The organism is Solibacillus sp. FSL K6-1126 (assembly GCF_038003445.1).
In the GTDB taxonomy this organism is placed as follows: Bacteria; Bacillota; Bacilli; order Bacillales_A; family Planococcaceae; genus Solibacillus; species Solibacillus silvestris.
Map to the genome: position 1 here is coordinate 3,261,551 of NZ_JBBOPD010000001.1, position 17,817 is coordinate 3,279,367.

Sequence of the window (17,817 nt, forward strand, 5' to 3'; positions counted from 1 at the left end):
ATCAATACTAAATATTCAGAATTTTAAATTTACCCAATTTTGCCTAGTAGTTAGTAAATATTATTTATATTTAAAGGACACCTTTCTAAAGCAAAAACCCATTCCTGTCTTTAATAAACATTTTTTCTCTTTTATTCTTTATTTCTCTTTAAATTGACGTTAACGTAAATGGTATACTTTTGCCAATGGGGGTGCCTTATATGAAATCCATTAAAACGATCGCTAAAGAATACGCACTCACAACGAGAACATTGCGCTACTATGAAGAACTCGGGATTTTGAAACCGACACGACCTCATAATGGAATGCGCCACTATTCCAAACGAGAGGAGGCAAAGATTAAGTTAATTATCCGCGGAAAAAAGTATGGCTTTTCTATGGAAGAAATCAAGGAAATGATTTTACTTTTTGACCTTGATCGTACTGGTATTAAACAGTTGGAGCGTACAATCGAATACGGTCAGCAAAAGTTAAAGGAAATTGACCAGAAGATTCAAGAATTGTATGAAATCCGTCAAGATATCGAAAGGACGGAAGCTATTTTTCGGGAAAAACTAATTCTATTATTGGAGGACCAATCATGAATATTTCTAATCTGTTAGCTCGTCATGCAAGAAAGTATCCGAATCAAATTGCTGTCATTAGTCTCGGTCAGGAAACGACGTATCAACAATTGGATGAACAAGTAAATAAAATCGCCGGCTCATTGCGCGCAAACGGAATTGTTAAAGGTGATAAAGTCGGGATTTTCATGCCGAACGTGAAAGAGTTTGTCGCACTTTACTTTGCCATTCAGCGTATTGGTGCAGTTGTAGTCCCGATCAATGCCAAGTTTGTCACGCGTGAAATTGAATATGTGCTCAATCATAGTGATGCAAAGGCGATCTTTGTACATGAGCTGATTTTCGAACAGGCTGCTACGATTATGTTCAACGGTCTGAAAGTAAAAACAGGTCCTGTCATTCATGATTGGCAAAGCTTCAATCAATTCGAGGCTGAAGGTAATGAGGTTGTTTGCTGTAATTTAGTGGAAGATGATCTTTCTACTTTACTTTATACTTCGGGCACAACCGGCAATCCAAAAGGTGTTTTACTGACAAACCGCAATGTACTTGCTGTATCACATATGATTGCCATTGAAATGGAAGTAAAACCTGAAAGCCGAATGCTGATTATGATGCCGTTAACTCATTCTGCTCCATTGAATTTATTTTTAGTTACAGCTGTTTTAGTCGGGGCTACCGCTGTACTCACACCAACGTTTACGCCTGACTTATTAATAGATACAGTAGAAAAATACAAAACGACACATTTCTTCGGGGCACCTGTTGCCTATCTTTTAACTGCTGGCTCACCGCGCATCGCAAACGCGGACCTTTCGTCAATGGAATGGTGGGTTTACGGAGGGGCACCGCTGTCTGAAAAAGAAGTCGTCTATATTCAACAGCAGTTCAATACCGACAATTTAGTATGTGTGTACGGTTTAACGGAAGCGGGTCCGAGCGGATCGATTCTACACGCAGCCGACCATCCTCATAAAGCAGGCAGTATCGGAAAGCGTGCACCATTTGGAACAGAGCTGCGTGTTATTAATTCACTCAATGAAAATGTTGCTCCAGGTGAAATTGGTGAAATCATTTTATATGGTGAAGGTAATATGAAAGAGTACTATAAAAACCCGGATGAAACTAAGAATATTTTCATCGATGGCTGGGTACGTTCAGGCGATTTAGCCCGCATTGACGAGGAAGGCTATATTTACATTGTTGACCGTAAAAAAGATGTAATTATTTCCGGCGGCGTCAATATTTATCCGAAAGAAATTGAAGATCAACTACTGCAGCATGACGCTATTTTTGAAGTAGCGGTGTTCGGCGTGCCGCATCCTGAATGGGGGGAAACAGTAAAAGCGGTTTACTGTGCGAAAGTCCCTGTTTCCGAGCAGGAAATTCGAGAGCATTTAGAAAATAGACTTGCCGCGTTTAAAATACCGAAAATTTATGAACAAGTTGAAGCACTTCCGCGCAATGCTTCCGGGAAAATATTAAAACAACAGCTAAGAGGTGAAGCAAATGCAAGTGTTAGCCAATAAACATGAAAAAAACCAAAATTTTTATGAGTTTGATCAAACATTGCATCAGCTACTACAGCAAAAGCTTTCTCCGTCTTTTTACCGTTATGCCGATGAGCAGCTGACAGCATTCGGTGCGCTTTGTGCAGGACCAATTGATGCCCGTGCCAAAGTGACAGACCGTGAAGGTGAACCGAGATTACGCCGCTATAATGCATACGGCGATGAAGTAAGTGAAGTCATTGTAAACGAAGGTTATAAACAAACGGTTGCCGAAACTTATGCAACAGGAATTGTCGGCTATGTGCATAAAGACATTCCGGAATTAGGTCATAAAGGCAATTATGTATACAGCTTTGCACAAGGTTATTTATTGTCGCAAACTGAGCCCGGCTTTTACTGTCCTGTTACATTGACGATGGCGACTGCGTATTTATTGGAGCACTATGCATCAGAAGAGCTGAAACAAAAGTTTATGCCGCACATCTGTGCAACAAGGGATACGGAGTTATTTGAAGGGGCTACGTTTTTAACAGAACGTCAAGGTGGATCTGATGTCGGTGCGAATGTAGTGGAAGCGCGATTGGATCAAGGGGAATGGCGTTTATACGGTGAAAAGTACTTTGCGTCGAATGCGGGTATGTGCGGAGTGGCAATGGTACTTGCACGCCAAACGACCAATTCCAAGCAAGGCTCGAAAGGCTTAACATTGTTTGCTGTACCGTGGCGTGAAGACAATGGTGAGCTTAATCACATTACAATCCGCCGTTTGAAAGATAAGCTTGGCGTAAAAGCGGTACCATCAGGTGAAGTTGAATTTAACGGTGCGAAAGCATATGTTGTCGGGGATCCGTCTAAAGGGATTTACTATATGCTCGAAGCACTGAACTTATCACGTATTTGCAATGCTGCAGCATCGGTTGGCATTATGAAACGTGCCCTTGATGAAGCAGTCCATTATACAAACGGACGTATCTCTTTTGGACAGACCGTTGCCGAGTTTCCGATGGTGCAGCATTCATTAGGCGCATTGCACGCAAAATGGCATGCATCACTTGTCGCGTTATTTGATTTAGTATCGCGCTATGATGAGGTTATCGGCGGTAATGCATCTGAAGACGAACAGCAAATCGTCCGCCTGTTAATTGCGTTAGTAAAAAAGGAAACGGCAGAATGGGCGATTGAATTTACCCATGAAGCAATTGAGCTACATGGCGGCAATGGCTATATCGAGGATTTCGTACTCCCCCGTTTACTTCGGGATGCCCAGGTATTAACCGTTTGGGAAGGAACTGCGAACATATTGGCACACGAGCTCATTCGCCTTGTGCAAAAAAATGCGCATATTACGTTCCTTCATGAACTACAGCAAACGAGCCATCCGTATTTGCAGCAGCTTGCCTCTGTCGTGGAGCAGCGTTTTGCAGTGTTTGTCACACTAGATCCGGCAATGCAAACGCTCGAAGCAAAACCGCTGATGCAACAGCTTGCTCGTCTATACGAAGCAGTTGTCGCAGTAAAGCATGCTGAATCGGCCGGTGAACGCGAGCAGATGCTGGCGGAAATTTATATCGAAGAACAATTTGATCAAAAGCCCTTTGGTGAAGTGCCGTTAGCGGTGAAAGGGTTTAAATTGTTGAATAGCGGTTATTGATTGGTTGAGTGGAACGCCTTGGTTGAGTAGTTACCGGGCGTTTTTTGTTGGGCTGAATTATGTTGCCCGGGATTTGCGCCGGGGTGCACTAGAGTTTGGCCGGGTATTCTATAGTTACAGAAGTTCTAAAATCATTTTATTTGTTCTAATAAAGTTGCGATTTTCAAATTTATTCTCCAGTTGTTCTAATAAGGAATCGGTTTGTTCTAATATCACCTCCAGACTTTCCAATATCGGGTTGAGTTTTTCTGAAATCGTGTTCAATTGTTCTATTAAAAAAAAGTGCGAGAAAAAAAGATTCCTTTTTTTAACTTTCTGTTGTCTAGTTACATAGTTTAATGGGTATGAGATTTTAGATAGGATATGGAGGATGGAAAATGATTCGATTATTAAAGAAAATGAACGGCGACACACAATTTTGGCAAGCCTGGAAAATGAATAAGCAGATTCATATATTATCCGGGACATTAGGTGAGCAAGGTCAGGAGGAGGAACTGCCGTTAGGATTTTTTCAAAGTTCTAAACGCGCCATGGAAAAACTGGCAGCAGAGAAGGTCAATCAAGGTTATGAATATGTAGATCCCGGTTCTTTAATTAAAATTGCTGTTCAATACCGTTATGAACAGGAAGAGCAGTTTGAAGAAGCGGAAGAAAGAAGCCTGTTCGTGGAGGATTTATTAGATGATATTTTGCACGAAACTGGAAACGGCGAGCTTTATGGCTCCGAAATCGGGTATGGTGCCGGCATTACGTTCTGCCTCGTTGTAGATTTAGGATTAGCACTGAGATCAATCTTAACAATACTAACCGAACATCAAGTAATTGATGGAGCGGAAATTGCCTATTTAAATGATGAAGAGACCTATATTGGCATTTATCCTGAAGGCATAGTGTTTGAGCTCGTATAAATAAAAAATAAGGGTGTGAACCATATAAAAACACTGTCCACACCCGTTTTATCTTTAAAGTTTACTTCGCTTCTTCAATCGCTTCCATTAAAGCAGGAAATAACTTTGCATCGTCTGCATCTTCATCTGTTACTTCATTTAAAATCTCAAAATCATCTGCATCGATGACAAATAGGCTCATGCCTTCTTTTAAAAATTCATCGGCTTCTACTTCACCTTCGTAATATTGATACGTTGCTAATACGATGTTTGAACCTTCTTCTTCATCAAAGAAGAAATAAAGCTTTTCCGTGTTGCCGTATACTTCTTCCAAAACATCTTCCAGCGCTTCCGTACCTTTACTCCACTTCACTTCATTATTTATTGTCGCTGCCACGAGCGATTCTAATAGTTCGTCTACTGTATTTGTCATAATAAGCCTCCAACTCCGCTCTATATGGCGGTTAGTATTCCCACTGTAACATAAATCTAACGTTAAAATGTTAAAGGCAGAATATTATTTGCTCACGATTTGTTCATTCACCTCGTAATGCGCTGCGAATAACTTTTCGATCGTCAAATCCAGTAGACCGACTAATGTTTCAAATGCAAAATCCGCGTCCAGCCGTTCCGTCCATTTATGCGGGTCTCTCCCTACCGGACCGATGTTCAGCACCGGTACATTCAGCTTTTTCATATCCCCGATCGGCAGCGAGTAGCCTTTATCCCAAACCGGCATATTGTTTATAAGCGACGCAATCGAACTGTTTTCATAGTTTAGTCCTACATAGCTTAAATCCGATATTCCGGCAAAGTAGTTTTGAATAGTAAACTCCATATTAAAAGTTTCATGCGTGTATTGCTTCAACTCATTTACAAGGTTGCTGATGAGTCCATTTTTGCCCGAACTGATTGCAGGATAAAATGGCGGCGCAAAGAAAATGACAATCATCGGTGCCAGCTCATTACATAACGCAGCTAATTGATCGACTAGATCAATTGTTCGTTTCCGATCATCTTTTTCGCTGTCCCGATTTGATAGAAGCCCTTCAACTTTTTCCTCACCGTATTTCTCCAGCGCATATTCATAAATTTCCTCATACGTCATGACCTTCACTTTTAATTGCTGCGGTGTAAATTCCGTATGCTGTGAGTACTTTGTAGCTTTGTTCATATAGGACTGTTCAATTTCATTTGCCGCTTTGATCGCTTTTTGCTGGAGCAATGAAACAACGTCTGTCATGCTTCTTTCAAATAAAAATAAATTAAACAGCGTCACAGCCCGGTGTGAAATTTGTGTGGAATACTCCGTTTTCAAGTCACGGTATATTAAATTTGTTGGTGGCGGTGTAATTTCCTCGTCCACTTTTTCACAAAAGTCCGTATTTAATTCCATTTCAGCTGTGATTACCGATGCCATATAATTTGCATTCAATCCACCAAAAGGTTCCCCGACATGGGCTTCCTTCCCGTAGCATAAAAAGCCCGGCAATGCTTTTCCGATAGATCCGGTATAGAAGTAATTATTTTTATCGCCAGGAAAATTGCTGAACATCGGCTCTGAATTTAAAATTGTTGTATACTCAAGATTATGCTCTTCCAGAAGTTGTACAAGTTTTGGAACCGCTGCTCGCATCCCTTCAGAGTTTACTTCCTCATCAGGAACGGTCAATAAAAGAATGTTGCCGTCGTACTCTCCGAACGTCGCTTGTTCAACAATGGACATATGCAAGGCAAGCCCGCATTTCATATCCATTGTCCCTCTGCCGAATAGCCAGTTTCCGCTCTCCATATCAACTTGCACTGCTTCAGGCAAGTCGTCTTTGATCGAGTAAAATTGTTCCGTTAGCTTCTCAGGATCAAAAGCATATTGTTTCCATTTTCCGTAGTCCTGCACATCCACTACATCAAAGTGACTAATTAATACAATTGTTTTTTTAGTATCTGGAGATTTTTTGACCAATGCGCTAATAAAACTGCGCCCGTCACTCAAATATGTTCGATTTAAATGGCCAGGGTTTTCTTTGAAATAGGCCAGCTCCGACAGTTTATTCACTACAATATCAGGGAATTCCTTTTCTGCCTGTGAACCTGAAACACTTTTTACTTGTACAAGTTCACATAATAATTGCCTTAACTGCTCTTTGCTCTTCCATTTAAACACAACATACCCTCTCCTTTGTCTAGTTCTAGCTGTCTCTCTATGTCGCCTCATTTTCCTCAGTGTAAATAAATGTGAATATTCAGTCAATCATTTGTTTAAGACTATAATATTCTTTGAGAGATGCAATCGATAAAAAATGTTAAAAACGATCAGAAGATAAAAAAATCCCGCTACCCTTAAAGATAGCAGGATTGGTTATGTGCATTTAAGCTTATTTCTTTTCTTTACCCATTGAATGGAATAATTGAATTGAAGATAATGCATTAATAATAGCTAAAAGTTTTTCCGCACATTCCTCGATTAAGCATCTTTCTATTATATACTCCAAAAATCTGTTGGTAGCCAAATTCATTGAGTTTTAAATCTTTTCAGTTACTTTTCTAATTCATAAACATCAGTTATGTGAATATAATATTTTTGTTCCACATTATTATTGATAAGTTTTCCTTCATATAATAATGTACCTTGTTCAATATCAAAAATCTTGAGTATAAAATCGCTATTCACTTCTGTCATGACGTAGAATTTTCCGTTTAGTGTAGCCGTGCTATTAAGTTCAGGAATTAACACTTTTTCAGAATACGGTACAGTAATCGGTTCAAGCCATCGCTGCTGTCCGATATTATATCTGTAAATGACTATTTCCTCTTTTGTTGAATAGGCGATAACTAAATAATTATCATCCACTTCAATACTTTGCATGTTCTGATCTAAACCTTCCGGTAACTGAATATCTGTTATTTCATTCGTTTCCGTATTTAATGCGCTGAACTGACGTGAAAAAATATCTTGTTCAGGACTTTTCAAATCAAAAGAATTTATAGAATAGACGTGGTATTTTTCATAACCTAAATTTGAATAAGAATTGTAGGAATCAATACTTCTTCTTGTCGTTTCATCCATTGTTGCTTCTTCAAGTAAAGTTTCACTCAGAAGCTGCTGCTTTTTCAAATCAATAATTACTTGATACATTTTTTCGCTTCCGTCATTATCCATTTGTTTTACAATAAGTTTAAGCTCATTATCAACAACCGTAATGTCATTATAAAAAACCCAGTTATATCTATTTTTCAGTTGTGACTCGATAGTAAATGAAGTTTTTTCATCCTTCACTTTATCCAGTATATCAACTTCATAACTATAGGTGTCCCCTTCTTTTATCTTCCAGCCTTCCTCAGGTTCATTCATATAAATTAGCTTCGTATCGTCCTCAAAATAGTTATTTTCAATAAATGCTTTACCGCGCATAAAGCTTTTATGTTCATCTATAAGTCTTTGAAACCTTATCGGCACTGTACGGTTATGAATAGATTCAATTAATGTGGATTCATCTTTACTAATAAGAAGTAAATTGTATCCTATCCCATACTCAACGCTTGTTTCGAACATCAATGAATCTATATATTTATCATCACCTGAAATTTTTTCGAACGTAAAATCATACTCTTTGTCTTTTGCGTTCACTACTTGTATATAGTGCACAGTAAATGTTACAACGATGATTCCGGCAATTAAAAGAAGTTGCCAATATTTTTTCATGTAATTCCCCTCCTCTACACATTAATCTTTCGTTTTAATAAATAATCTGCTAAATAAATCGCAAGGGCAGTAGTTAAAATACTGAACCCAGTCACTAGTAAATAAATTTCATTCATATAAAAATAATCGGTAATCGTTTGAATGATTACTGGAACCATTACAAGGACTACTGAAATGACACTATAGATTAATGCCAGGAAAATCCCTTTAAGATGATAGCTGCGTTCAAATAATATAGAGGTAAAAATTACGGCAACAGCTGTAATGCCAATTACATAATAGAAAACAAATAATAACGGTGATTGTGGATACAATAAATTCAGTATGTCAGTAGAATAAATATAAATTACACTGTCAGCCTGCCACAATTGGTCAGGTACTATTTGTTGAGTAATTTGTTTCACAACTTCCAGTAAGATGATTTGCATTCCTGTTAAACCGAAAACAAAAAGCAAAATTGTTGTTAATTTGGCAAAATACACATTTCTGCGTGCTGTAGGAAGCATGAGCAAACGATAAATAACCGATGATTTCCCTAACCAGTCACGGTACCAAATAAAAAATACATAAATCATAAGTAAAGCTGCTGCAAATACAACGGATAGTATGAAGTATTCCGAAAATAAAAAGTTCTGCAGTGAATATGCACCATAGTTTTGTATATAGTCGCTTACTGTCATTTGGTCACGCAGCATCGTTGTTTCCGCATTACTTACATAATGTAAAGACGTGATAATGGCCCCGAAAATTTGGGCTGCTACTACCGCAATTATTAAAGCTAGAAAGAGTTTACTAAATCGTTTCACTTCAAAATTGACGAGCTTTATATAATGATTCATCCGACATACACCTCCCGCATTACATCTACTACGGATTTGCCTTCTGTTTCCCGCATTTGTTCTACATCCATTTCTATTAATACACGGCCGTCTCCAATAAGCACCGCCTTATCGATTAAATGCTCAATATCATTAATTTCATGTGTTGTAATAATGACGCCTCGGTTTTCGATTAAATGACTCGTAAAGACATTCGCGATCTGTTCCCTAGAAAAGATATCGATTCCTGAAAATGGCTCATCCATTAGTATGTAGTCTACATCCAATGCCAAGCCAAGCAGTAAATTGACTTTTGCCGTGTTCCCTTTTGACAAGCTTGAAATTTTATCGCTCGGATCCAGTTGAAAAAAGGCGAGAAGTTCTGTTGCCCGCTGTTCATTCCACACCTTATAAAAATCGGCCATAAACTCGAAGCTTTCTGCAATTGTATAATTTGGCGACATTGTCAGACGGTCTGGAATATACGTAATTTTTTCGTACGCATCTTTGCTGATTTTTTTGCCATCGATTAAAATTTCGCCACGGTCAATCGGAGTGAGCGCCATGATTGATTTCATAATGGTCGTTTTTCCTGCACCGTTAATTCCGATCAGGCATGTAATTTGCCCTTTTTCTGCAGTAAAGCTCATATCTTTCAATACTTGCTTTCTTTTATATTTTTTAGAGACATTTTTTACTTCAATCACGCTGCTCCGCCTCCTCATACTGTTTTTGTACGAGCTCCATTATTTCGGGAAGTGGCGCATTGATTGATTTTATCGAACTGATAAATACTTGCACCGCTTCACTGATTAATTCTTCACGTACACTTTTTAGTACCGCTTCATCTTTCGTAATGCAACTTGGCATGTTTCCTTCTGTATAAATCAATTTCTGCTCCTCCATTTCCTTATAGGCACGCTGCACTGTATTCGGGTTGATTTTGAGCTGATTGGCCAACTCCCGTCTAGATGGGATGACATGCCCTGGCGCAAACGAACCTTTTGCAATTTGTTCCTTAAAATGACGGATAACCTGCACGTATACAGGATCCCGGTTATTGAATTTCACTTCCACCTTGTTCAGCTCCTTTCGTGTATTACTCACTTAGTACACTATTTGCAAAAAAATCCGTCAAATCGTAATCTGTACTAACTACTTAATACAGTATGCATAAAAAAATGTATTAAGCACTTCATACACCTAATAAGTGTATTATGTGGTTAATACATTTTTTTGTCAATATTATTTTTTACAGGTAATCATTTACAGCCGTTTTAGGATAATCGGATTTAATCCATTCATGGTCATCTGAAATTTTTTCATCGCTAATTAAAAAATACTGATAATGGACTCGATCTCCCTGATCGGGAACCGGGTCATTCCAAGTAGTATCGAGGTGATACCACTGTCCATCCAATTTCACCAAATTCCAGGCATGTGGTCCGCCTGCATTACCGACAACATATTTTGCTTCGATACCGAGCGCTTCAAACATTAATAACGCGGCTAATGCATATCCTTCACAGACACCTTCCCCATTCATTAAAACAGAATAAGGGGTATGCGGATTTGCTTTACTGTTCAGGTTGTACTCAGTATGCACGACTAAATAATCATTCACAAATTTCACTTTATCGGATTCCGTTGCGTTCTCCGGAATTGTACTTATAATCTGATCGATTTTCCCAAGCACTATGGCGTTTTGTTCTGCTGTTAAATCATAGTTAACCGTTGCATGCCACTCAACTTTATTGCCATAATATTTTGCACGTGTTGAAAACTCGCCCATGACCGCCCATAAATACGGTTCATTTACTTCAAGCCATGCAAATACTTCATCTATTGTCGTTTCAAAATCGGAGACATCCCCTTCATAGTACACCGTAAACTGATTTTCAAACTGTGACATATGATGTGCGATTGCCTGCCCTAACTGCTCCACATTTGTCACTGCCTGCGGTAAATCTTTTACGTCATAAACCGGAACAACTTTCTTATTCGCCAAATCCTGAAAATTGAAGCTTTGCAGTTTATTTTCTCCTTGCATAAAGCTGGTCACGATCTGATCGATTTTATCCTCGAAGTTAACATTCAGTTTTAATTGAATGTTTTCGTCAACTGTCGGCAATGTCAATGAAGAGGCTTTTACTTCCTCCTTCAAAATGCCGCCTGAAAGAATTGTCGCAATAAGAAAAAGACATGTAAACAAACCTTTTGAATAGGTTAATAGGCTTGCGTACAATTTTGTAAAAGGGTTTCTTGTCATACGATTTAATTCCGTATTTGCTTTCAGTTCAAATTTATCTCTGTCTCTGGAGGCAAATAATCGATTTGGTTTCGATGTCGCGTTATTATAAACACTTTTGTATACGTCAAAAAGCTGTTGCTTATTGCCTTTTGCCAGTTTAATTTGTTTAAAATTCTGTTGGATTCCTTTTCGTATTCTGCTCCGTATATATAATTGTGCGGTAAAGGAACGAAACAGCTTTATAAAAATTACTAGGACAATTAGAAAAATGATGGAAAAAATAATTAAATTGCTCATATTACCCCCTACTAATTTTACTAATTTCTATATTACTTAATTATAGGTTTAAAAGATAAATAATATGCATGACATTCTCATAAATAGTTTTTGTTCTATTTCCTCGTCCTTTATTTAGAGATTAACTTTACAGTAAATGAATTTTCCGAAAACGATTTACTTCCACAGCATAAAAGTGTAAAATTACACTAATAGAGTATCATTACTTTTATTGAAAGAGGTGATCTTGTGGAAAGAGATTCAGAGATGCTGGAGCGGATTGCGGCTTTGGAACAGGAATTACGCTTATTAAAAACAGAAGTCCAGCATTTAAAGCAGCATGCGAAAGTTGAGCAAGTTGTACCTGTTAAAACAGAAACGGTAAAACCTGTTGTACGAGAAAAACTATCTGTACCGAATACGGTTGCTGTTCCTAAGGAAGACCCCATTCCAGAAACGGAAAAGCGGTCCCTGGAAGAATTGTTTACTCGGGCATTACCGCGAATTTTTACGGTCATTTTAGTGCTCGGTGTCCTTTGGGGTTTGAAACTCGTTAGTGATTACGGCTTCTTATCCGATAGCGTCAAAATTATTGCCGGGTTTGTATTATCAATCGGTCTTGGCGCATGTGCCTACTATATGGAGAAAAAACAAAAAGGATCGCGGGTTGTCGCGTTATCACTGTATGGTGGTGCCTTCATTGTCGGGATTTTAACTACTGCTGCAGGGGCCATTTTATATGATGTGCTTAGTTTATATGTGGCTCTGATTTTTGCACTGCTTTACATTGTTTATGGGGTATTCATCAGCTTTATTAAAGGAAATGAAGCATTGACAGTACTCGTTGTCTTTACGTCATTATTACTGCCTTATTTACTCGAATACATGCAATTCAGCGGAATCATTATCGGCATTTTCATCGTGCTACTGTTCGCAGTTCTACAAATCGTTATTTGGAAGCATACACAGCGAAAAGCACTTTATATCGGGACCGTTTTTTCAGTTTTAGCACTGGCGGTTGTTTCGATATTCCACGATGAACGACTCGTATTTTTTGCATTTGCGATCATTGCCGTTTTCAGTCTATTTCTCGTAAGTTTCTTACGGTTGTATTCTAGTAATAGTAAAGTCCATGCTAGTTTACTATTTACCTTTACTGTCATTGTGTTGTCACTGGTAAACGGCATTCTTTCTCGTGAACAGACTCCATTACTAATCGCTCTTATTTTGTTCTTAACGATTGTAGCTGGTGCATTATACATCGTATTTAAGCGGGCGGATCGACTGTTGATCGATATGTTCGGGACATTATCAGCAATTGTACTGCTGAATATTATTACACAGATTAATATTTCAAGTGAAATGACGCTGCTACTGATGATTGTCGTAACTTTTGGCGGACTGGTTGTTGCGGTAAAGCATGCGATATTATTTATGAAATGGATTAAGGGCATTACGTTTACTGTACTCGCCTTTTTCGTTTTAATGTTTTATGAAGTGGAGCCATTTTTCTCACTGAAGCATTTAAACATTGTTCTTGTCATCGCGATGCTAATCGGTCTTTATAAAGTGCTGCTTCTGTATAAAGGTACACCGGTTGAAGAGAAGAAGAGACTTTTCAAACTTGAAGATATCTACCCTCCTCTATTGTATTTAGTCGGTCTTCTTTATATTTGGAAACTGGACTGGGCGTATATGCCGCAGCATTATACAACGTTTTTAGCTTTTAGTGTGATTGCATTTGCCTTTGCTGCAGTTTTGATTGTCAAACGTGATATTGCCGGTCAACTACTCCCATGGCTTGCTGCCGGAGTTTACGGAATTGCGGGACTTGTTTTACTTTCTACAGTATGGGTTGATGATCGCACCGTTATTGTTGCCCTTATCGTTCGCATTTTATATTTTGCCATCCTGTGGGCAATTATTGCAGATTCTTGGGAACAAGGGTGGATTTATAAAAACTACAAAACGTTTTTCAGCCGTTATACAGAGCAGCTGACAATTGCCAGTATGATTATTTCGATTATTTGGATCTTCAGTATAACGAACTTCATGAATTTCCATGATCTCATCAATTGGAGTTCGGCGGTTATTCTGAATACCGTGTTCATTTTCATCTTCGCTTGTCTCGCACTGTTCCTTGCAGCGAGACGAAATTATAGTAATCTGAAGATGGTCGGTATTGGCTTATTGTTTTTCGGAATTATTAAGATGATATTCTTTGACTTATCCGAACTCGACATTCTAATCCGTTCGATTTCATTCATCATAATCGGTGCAATCGGACTGGTCATTTCAAACAAGCTACTCGGAAAAGAAAAAGAAGAATAATTGTTCATTGAATGTAGTCTAGGTGATTTTGCTTAGGCTACTTTTTTTCATTTCTATCCATCGTAATGAAAATAGTATTATGTTATATTTAGTGTATTATTACACGAGGTGATTCGATGGATCGAGATTTTATCATTCAAATAACATCGGAAAGTTTGAAACTTATCCGAACGGAAAATAATTACACGCAAGATAAAATGGCCGAAATTTTAGGCATTTCGAAAAAGACGCTCGTACAGATCGAGAAAGAGCGTACTTATGCAAACTGGACAACGACGATTGCGATCTGTGCCCTCTTCCGTCATAGCGAAACATTACAAAACCGTATTGGCGGCGACCCGATGGAAGTCATTGAACTTACCGCACATAATGTCATCATTACCCCACGTGAAAAAACAATGGGCGGTTATGTTTGGTGGAAGAACATCGACGAATTTAAACACCACCGACTTCAGCAAAATCTTTTAAGCAAGCATTACCGCATTTTAGATGACGAAAATTATCGAATCATTAGTACGTTTGATGTAGATGTCGTAATGGAAAAATGGCAAGCAATAAAATCTATTGTTTAATTGAAATGATGAGTAAATAAACGGTCCTGCTGAGTGAATTTCCCCTGTCAGCAGGACATATTAATTTAACCCCTCTTTTTTTACATACGCTAACAAATATCTCCTAAAAGAAATTAAATAATTGTACAGTTATTCTCTTACCCTTTTGTGCATTTTAACGAAAAATTTATATAAACTAGACAATTTGATGTTTTTTTAACTTTTTTAAACTTTTTTAATAATAAACATTGAAAATTACCTTAATTCAGAATATTATTATCTATAAATATTATGAACTTTGTTCACTATATTAATAATTTAAGTCGGTTCAATGGGGATTGGGGACTTTTAGGGGGAATGCATATGAAGAAGATTAACGTAGCACAGGTTATTGCAGACAGTAAATTTAACCGCTTTCATTTCAGCTTATTGGCATGGTGTTTTCTCATTATTTTATTTGATGGGTATGATTTAGTGGTCTATGGTACAGTTGTCCCTGTACTAATCGAAGAATGGGGATTGACGACAGTTCAAGCCGGAGCAATTGGCAGTTATGGTTTGTTCGGTATGATGTTTGGTGCGATCATTTTAGGAATTTTAGCAGACCGTATTGGCCGAAAAAAAGTTACCGCGATTTCGATCGTATTATTTAGCTTATTTACAGTCCTATGTGGCTTTACAACAAATGTATTGTTATTTTCCATTTTCCGCTTTTTCGCTGGGTTGGGCCTCGGTGGTATTATGCCGAATGTCATCGCATTATTGACAGATTATTCACCTAAAAAAATGCGCAGTATGGTCGTTTCCATCGTATTATGCGGCTATTCTGTCGGCGGGATGTTAGCCCCTATTTTAGGTATCTTAATTATGCCAAGCTTAGGCTGGGAGTCGATTTTTTGGGTGGCCGGAATTCCATTGCTATTATTACCACTGATGTATAAAAAGCTGCCGGAATCAGCAGTTTACCTTGCTAGAAGGGGAAAGACAGAAGAGTTATTCAAAAATTTACGAAAAGTAGATCCGAATATAACATTTGACGGAACGGAAGAGCTCGAACATATTCCGGTTGATAATTCCAAAGTTCCTGTTGTCGGATTATTTAATAATAAACGTGGTTTAAGTACGGTCATGTTTTGGACAGCGTTTTTCTCATGTCTTCTAATGGTTTATGGATTAAACACATGGTTGCCAAAGCTCATGATTGAAGCGGGCTATGGGTTGAACTCGAGCTTAGGCTTCCTCATTACACTTCAAGGTGGTGCAATGGTCGGTACGATTATTATTGCCCGGTTATGTGATAAATACGGTTCAAAGAAAATGCTTGTTCCGATGTATGCCTCTGGTGCCATCGCTTTAACACTTCTAGGGTTTGGCGGTAATACATTTTACATTTATGTGTTAGTTGCTGTCGCTGGTGCTGCAACAATCGGTGCTCAAAATATTGTACAAGCATACGTTTCACAGTACTACCCGCCAAATATCCGTTCCACTGCATTAGGGATGGCATCCGGGATTGGGCGTATGGGCGGCATGATGGGTCCCCTTCTAGGCGGCTTCCTATTATCAATTGCATTGCCGATTGAAATGAACTTCATCGCATTTGCCATTCCGGGTTTAATTGCTGCGATTGCTTTAACATTCGTTTCGGATAAACGCTCATATGTAAATATGCAAAACGTGTCTCCAGAAAATGTTACCGCAACTAAAGCGACACTGTCCGAAGCAGTTGACTAACAGAAAAGAGTTTAAAGAAGTTGCAACATAATTAGAAATTTCGTTAGATAAGTAAAATCTCTTATTAAAAAACGTATATTTTTAAGCATAGTAAAAACACCCTTTTTCTTATAGAAAAAAAGGGTGTTTTTGGGTTTTGCCCCCTTCCTTTTTGCTTTCGGCTGCTTTCGAATGTCGTGACCAGTGTCTGAGTTATTTAATATAAATAATCTTTCCCACGTTGAAAATAAACTTCGAATTTCGGGTATTATTTATAAAACAACTCTTTTAAGGATGTGTGCATAATGTGGCAGGAAATTTATGCGGATTTACATATACATATTGGTCGTACTTATAAAGGTCGGGCAGTAAAAATAACAGGAAGCAAAAACTTGACGCTTACAAATATTTTGGAGACTGCTACTTCGAGAAAAGGATTGGATTTAATCGGCATTATTGATTGTCATTCCCCAGAAGTAATCGAAGAAGTGGAACATCTTCTTCTAGAACAAAAAGCAACAGAATTAGCTGAAGGCGGAATTCGTTATAAAAAGACGACGCTCATTTTAGGAACGGAAATTGAGATTTACGATGCCAACTGCCATGGGCCAATCCATGTTCTTTGCTATATACCGACACTTACTAAGATGAAACAGTTTTCAAATTGGCTCCAGCTTCACCAGAAGAACATCCATCTAAGCACACAGCGTACACGATGTGATGGACACACTTTGCAGCAAAAAGTCCATGAACTTGGCGGCCTTTTTATTCCGGCGCACGTATTTACCCCGTTTAAAAGCCTTTTCGGCAGAGGGGTTAAAAGTAGTTTAACGGAAGTATTTGATCCAAATCTCATTGATGGAATTGAACTCGGATTAAGTTCTGATACGATGATGGTCAAAGGGATTAGTGAATTGGCCCCATATAGCTTTGTAACAAATTCGGATGCGCATTCTTTAGGAAAGCTTGCCCGTGAATATCAGAAAATCCGGGTACAGGATGTTAATTTTGAAGAGCTGAGAAAAGCGCTCCATAAGATGGAAGGCAGACAAATCATAGCTAATTACGGACTCAATCCCCTACTTGGCAAGTATCACGAAACGGTATGTGCCAACTGCGGCGAACAATTAATAGAGGAAGGTCATAGCCGCTGCCCTCATTGCGGAAAGGAGCAGTTGATCAAAGGCGTTGCAAAAAGAATTGTGGAATTAACGGATAACCCGCAGCTCGAAATCAGCAGACCTCCGTATATTCACCAAGTTCCGCTCGATTTTATTCCGGGTATTGGCGCTAAAACAATCGAAAAGATGTTGGATGCATTCGGCACCGAGATGAATATTTTACATGAAGCATCATTTGAGGAACTAAAAAGCGTCATTCCTGAAAAACTTGCAGTCCTCATCGATTTATCAAGAAAAGGACAAATTGCCATTACAGGAGGCGGCGGCGGAGTATACGGAAAGATTGATACGAATTAAAAGATTCTTATTAATTAAAAATCATCATTCTGTGAACTTTTTCAATCATCATATTCGTACAGTCTACTAAATTATAGTATACTT

Annotated in this window: 15 protein-coding genes; 8 read left to right on the forward strand and 7 right to left on the reverse strand. The window is 38.4% G+C overall.

The window, feature by feature from the left end:
* Positions 1-200 precede the first annotated feature (200 nt).
* From MHH44_RS16300 to MHH44_RS16315, 4 genes are all read left to right on the forward strand, one after another.
* Positions 201-584, forward strand: a complete 384-nt coding sequence (locus MHH44_RS16300; protein ID WP_065216902.1) for a MerR family transcriptional regulator — start codon at positions 201-203, stop codon at positions 582-584.
* Entirely contained in the window at positions 581-2,092 is a 1,512-nt protein-coding gene (locus MHH44_RS16305) for a class I adenylate-forming enzyme family protein (RefSeq protein ID WP_340799039.1), read from the forward strand. The genes MHH44_RS16300 and MHH44_RS16305 overlap by 4 nt, the downstream gene beginning before the upstream one ends.
* Positions 2,073-3,725 carry an acyl-CoA dehydrogenase family protein gene (locus tag MHH44_RS16310; protein ID WP_340799040.1) on the forward strand — a complete coding sequence of 551 codons (1,653 nt, stop codon included), beginning with the start codon at positions 2,073-2,075 and terminating at the stop codon, positions 3,723-3,725. The genes MHH44_RS16305 and MHH44_RS16310 overlap by 20 nt, the downstream gene beginning before the upstream one ends.
* 377 nt (positions 3,726-4,102) lie before the next feature.
* On the forward strand, positions 4,103-4,633 hold the full coding sequence (locus MHH44_RS16315) for a hypothetical protein (protein ID WP_340799041.1): 531 nt from the start codon (positions 4,103-4,105) through the stop codon (positions 4,631-4,633).
* Positions 4,634-4,694: 61 nt separating this feature from the next.
* Here the strand turns inward: MHH44_RS16315 and MHH44_RS16320 are convergent, their stop codons facing one another.
* The 7 genes from MHH44_RS16320 to MHH44_RS16350 form a co-directional block, all read right to left on the reverse strand.
* Positions 4,695-5,045 carry a hypothetical protein gene (locus tag MHH44_RS16320; RefSeq protein WP_008406042.1) on the reverse strand — a complete coding sequence of 117 codons (351 nt, stop codon included), beginning with the start codon at positions 5,043-5,045 and terminating at the stop codon, positions 4,695-4,697.
* An 84-nt stretch (positions 5,046-5,129) separates the two neighbouring features.
* On the reverse strand, positions 5,130-6,776 hold the full coding sequence (locus MHH44_RS16325; RefSeq protein ID WP_340799042.1) for a M20/M25/M40 family metallo-hydrolase: 1,647 nt from the start codon (positions 6,774-6,776) through the stop codon (positions 5,130-5,132).
* 372 nt (positions 6,777-7,148) lie between these two features.
* Positions 7,149-8,315 (reverse strand): hypothetical protein, encoded by a 1,167-nt coding sequence (locus tag MHH44_RS16330; RefSeq protein ID WP_340799043.1) that lies wholly within the window; start codon positions 8,313-8,315, stop codon positions 7,149-7,151.
* A 14-nt stretch (positions 8,316-8,329) separates the two neighbouring features.
* Positions 8,330-9,154 carry a hypothetical protein gene (locus MHH44_RS16335; RefSeq protein ID WP_340799044.1) on the reverse strand — a complete coding sequence of 275 codons (825 nt, stop codon included), beginning with the start codon at positions 9,152-9,154 and terminating at the stop codon, positions 8,330-8,332.
* Positions 9,151-9,840: an ABC transporter ATP-binding protein gene (locus MHH44_RS16340; RefSeq protein ID WP_340799045.1), complete on the reverse strand. Its 690-nt coding sequence runs from the start codon at positions 9,838-9,840 to the stop codon at positions 9,151-9,153. The genes MHH44_RS16335 and MHH44_RS16340 overlap by 4 nt, the downstream gene beginning before the upstream one ends.
* Positions 9,833-10,210: a GntR family transcriptional regulator gene (locus tag MHH44_RS16345; RefSeq protein ID WP_340799046.1), complete on the reverse strand. Its 378-nt coding sequence runs from the start codon at positions 10,208-10,210 to the stop codon at positions 9,833-9,835. The genes MHH44_RS16340 and MHH44_RS16345 overlap by 8 nt, the downstream gene beginning before the upstream one ends.
* Before the next feature lie 175 nt (positions 10,211-10,385).
* Entirely contained in the window at positions 10,386-11,681 is a 1,296-nt protein-coding gene (locus MHH44_RS16350) for a transglutaminase domain-containing protein (protein WP_340799047.1), read from the reverse strand.
* Between the two features lie 228 nt (positions 11,682-11,909).
* Here MHH44_RS16350 and MHH44_RS16355 point away from each other — a divergent pair, with 228 nt between their 5' ends.
* The 4 genes from MHH44_RS16355 (at position 11,910) to MHH44_RS16370 (ending at position 17,733) form a co-directional block, all read left to right on the forward strand.
* A complete protein-coding gene (locus tag MHH44_RS16355; RefSeq protein ID WP_340799048.1) occupies positions 11,910-13,991 on the forward strand; it encodes a DUF2339 domain-containing protein in 2,082 nt (693 codons plus the stop codon).
* Positions 13,992-14,107: 116 nt separating this feature from the next.
* Positions 14,108-14,563: a helix-turn-helix transcriptional regulator gene (locus MHH44_RS16360; protein WP_340799049.1), complete on the forward strand. Its 456-nt coding sequence runs from the start codon at positions 14,108-14,110 to the stop codon at positions 14,561-14,563.
* A gap of 342 nt (positions 14,564-14,905) precedes the next feature.
* The gene (locus tag MHH44_RS16365; RefSeq protein ID WP_340799050.1) at positions 14,906-16,276 is read left to right on the forward strand and encodes an MFS transporter; all 1,371 of its coding nucleotides are present in this window, start codon (positions 14,906-14,908) and stop codon (positions 16,274-16,276) included.
* 284 nt (positions 16,277-16,560) lie between these two features.
* Positions 16,561-17,733, forward strand: coding sequence for an endonuclease Q family protein (locus MHH44_RS16370; protein WP_340799051.1), 1,173 nt, complete (start codon positions 16,561-16,563; stop codon positions 17,731-17,733).
* Positions 17,734-17,817: the final 84 nt, after the last annotated feature.

What these genes read in the sequence shown, in the direction of transcription:
- MHH44_RS16300 (WP_065216902.1), top strand. Translation starts at nt 201, where the DNA reads ATGAAATCCATTAAAACGATCGCTAAAGAATACGCACTCACAACGAGA.
- MHH44_RS16310 (WP_340799040.1), top strand. Translation starts at nt 2,073, where the DNA reads ATGCAAGTGTTAGCCAATAAACATGAAAAAAACCAAAATTTTTATGAG.
- MHH44_RS16320 (WP_008406042.1), bottom strand. Translation starts at nt 5,045, where the DNA reads ATGACAAATACAGTAGACGAACTATTAGAATCGCTCGTGGCAGCGACA.
- MHH44_RS16360 (WP_340799049.1), top strand. Translation starts at nt 14,108, where the DNA reads ATGGATCGAGATTTTATCATTCAAATAACATCGGAAAGTTTGAAACTT.
- MHH44_RS16365 (WP_340799050.1), top strand. Translation starts at nt 14,906, where the DNA reads ATGAAGAAGATTAACGTAGCACAGGTTATTGCAGACAGTAAATTTAAC.
- MHH44_RS16330 (WP_340799043.1), bottom strand. Translation starts at nt 8,315, where the DNA reads ATGAAAAAATATTGGCAACTTCTTTTAATTGCCGGAATCATCGTTGTA.
- MHH44_RS16315 (WP_340799041.1), top strand. Translation starts at nt 4,103, where the DNA reads ATGATTCGATTATTAAAGAAAATGAACGGCGACACACAATTTTGGCAA.
- MHH44_RS16370 (WP_340799051.1), top strand. Translation starts at nt 16,561, where the DNA reads ATGTGGCAGGAAATTTATGCGGATTTACATATACATATTGGTCGTACT.
- MHH44_RS16335 (WP_340799044.1), bottom strand. Translation starts at nt 9,154, where the DNA reads ATGAATCATTATATAAAGCTCGTCAATTTTGAAGTGAAACGATTTAGT.
- MHH44_RS16350 (WP_340799047.1), bottom strand. Translation starts at nt 11,681, where the DNA reads ATGAGCAATTTAATTATTTTTTCCATCATTTTTCTAATTGTCCTAGTA.
- MHH44_RS16305 (WP_340799039.1), top strand. Translation starts at nt 581, where the DNA reads ATGAATATTTCTAATCTGTTAGCTCGTCATGCAAGAAAGTATCCGAAT.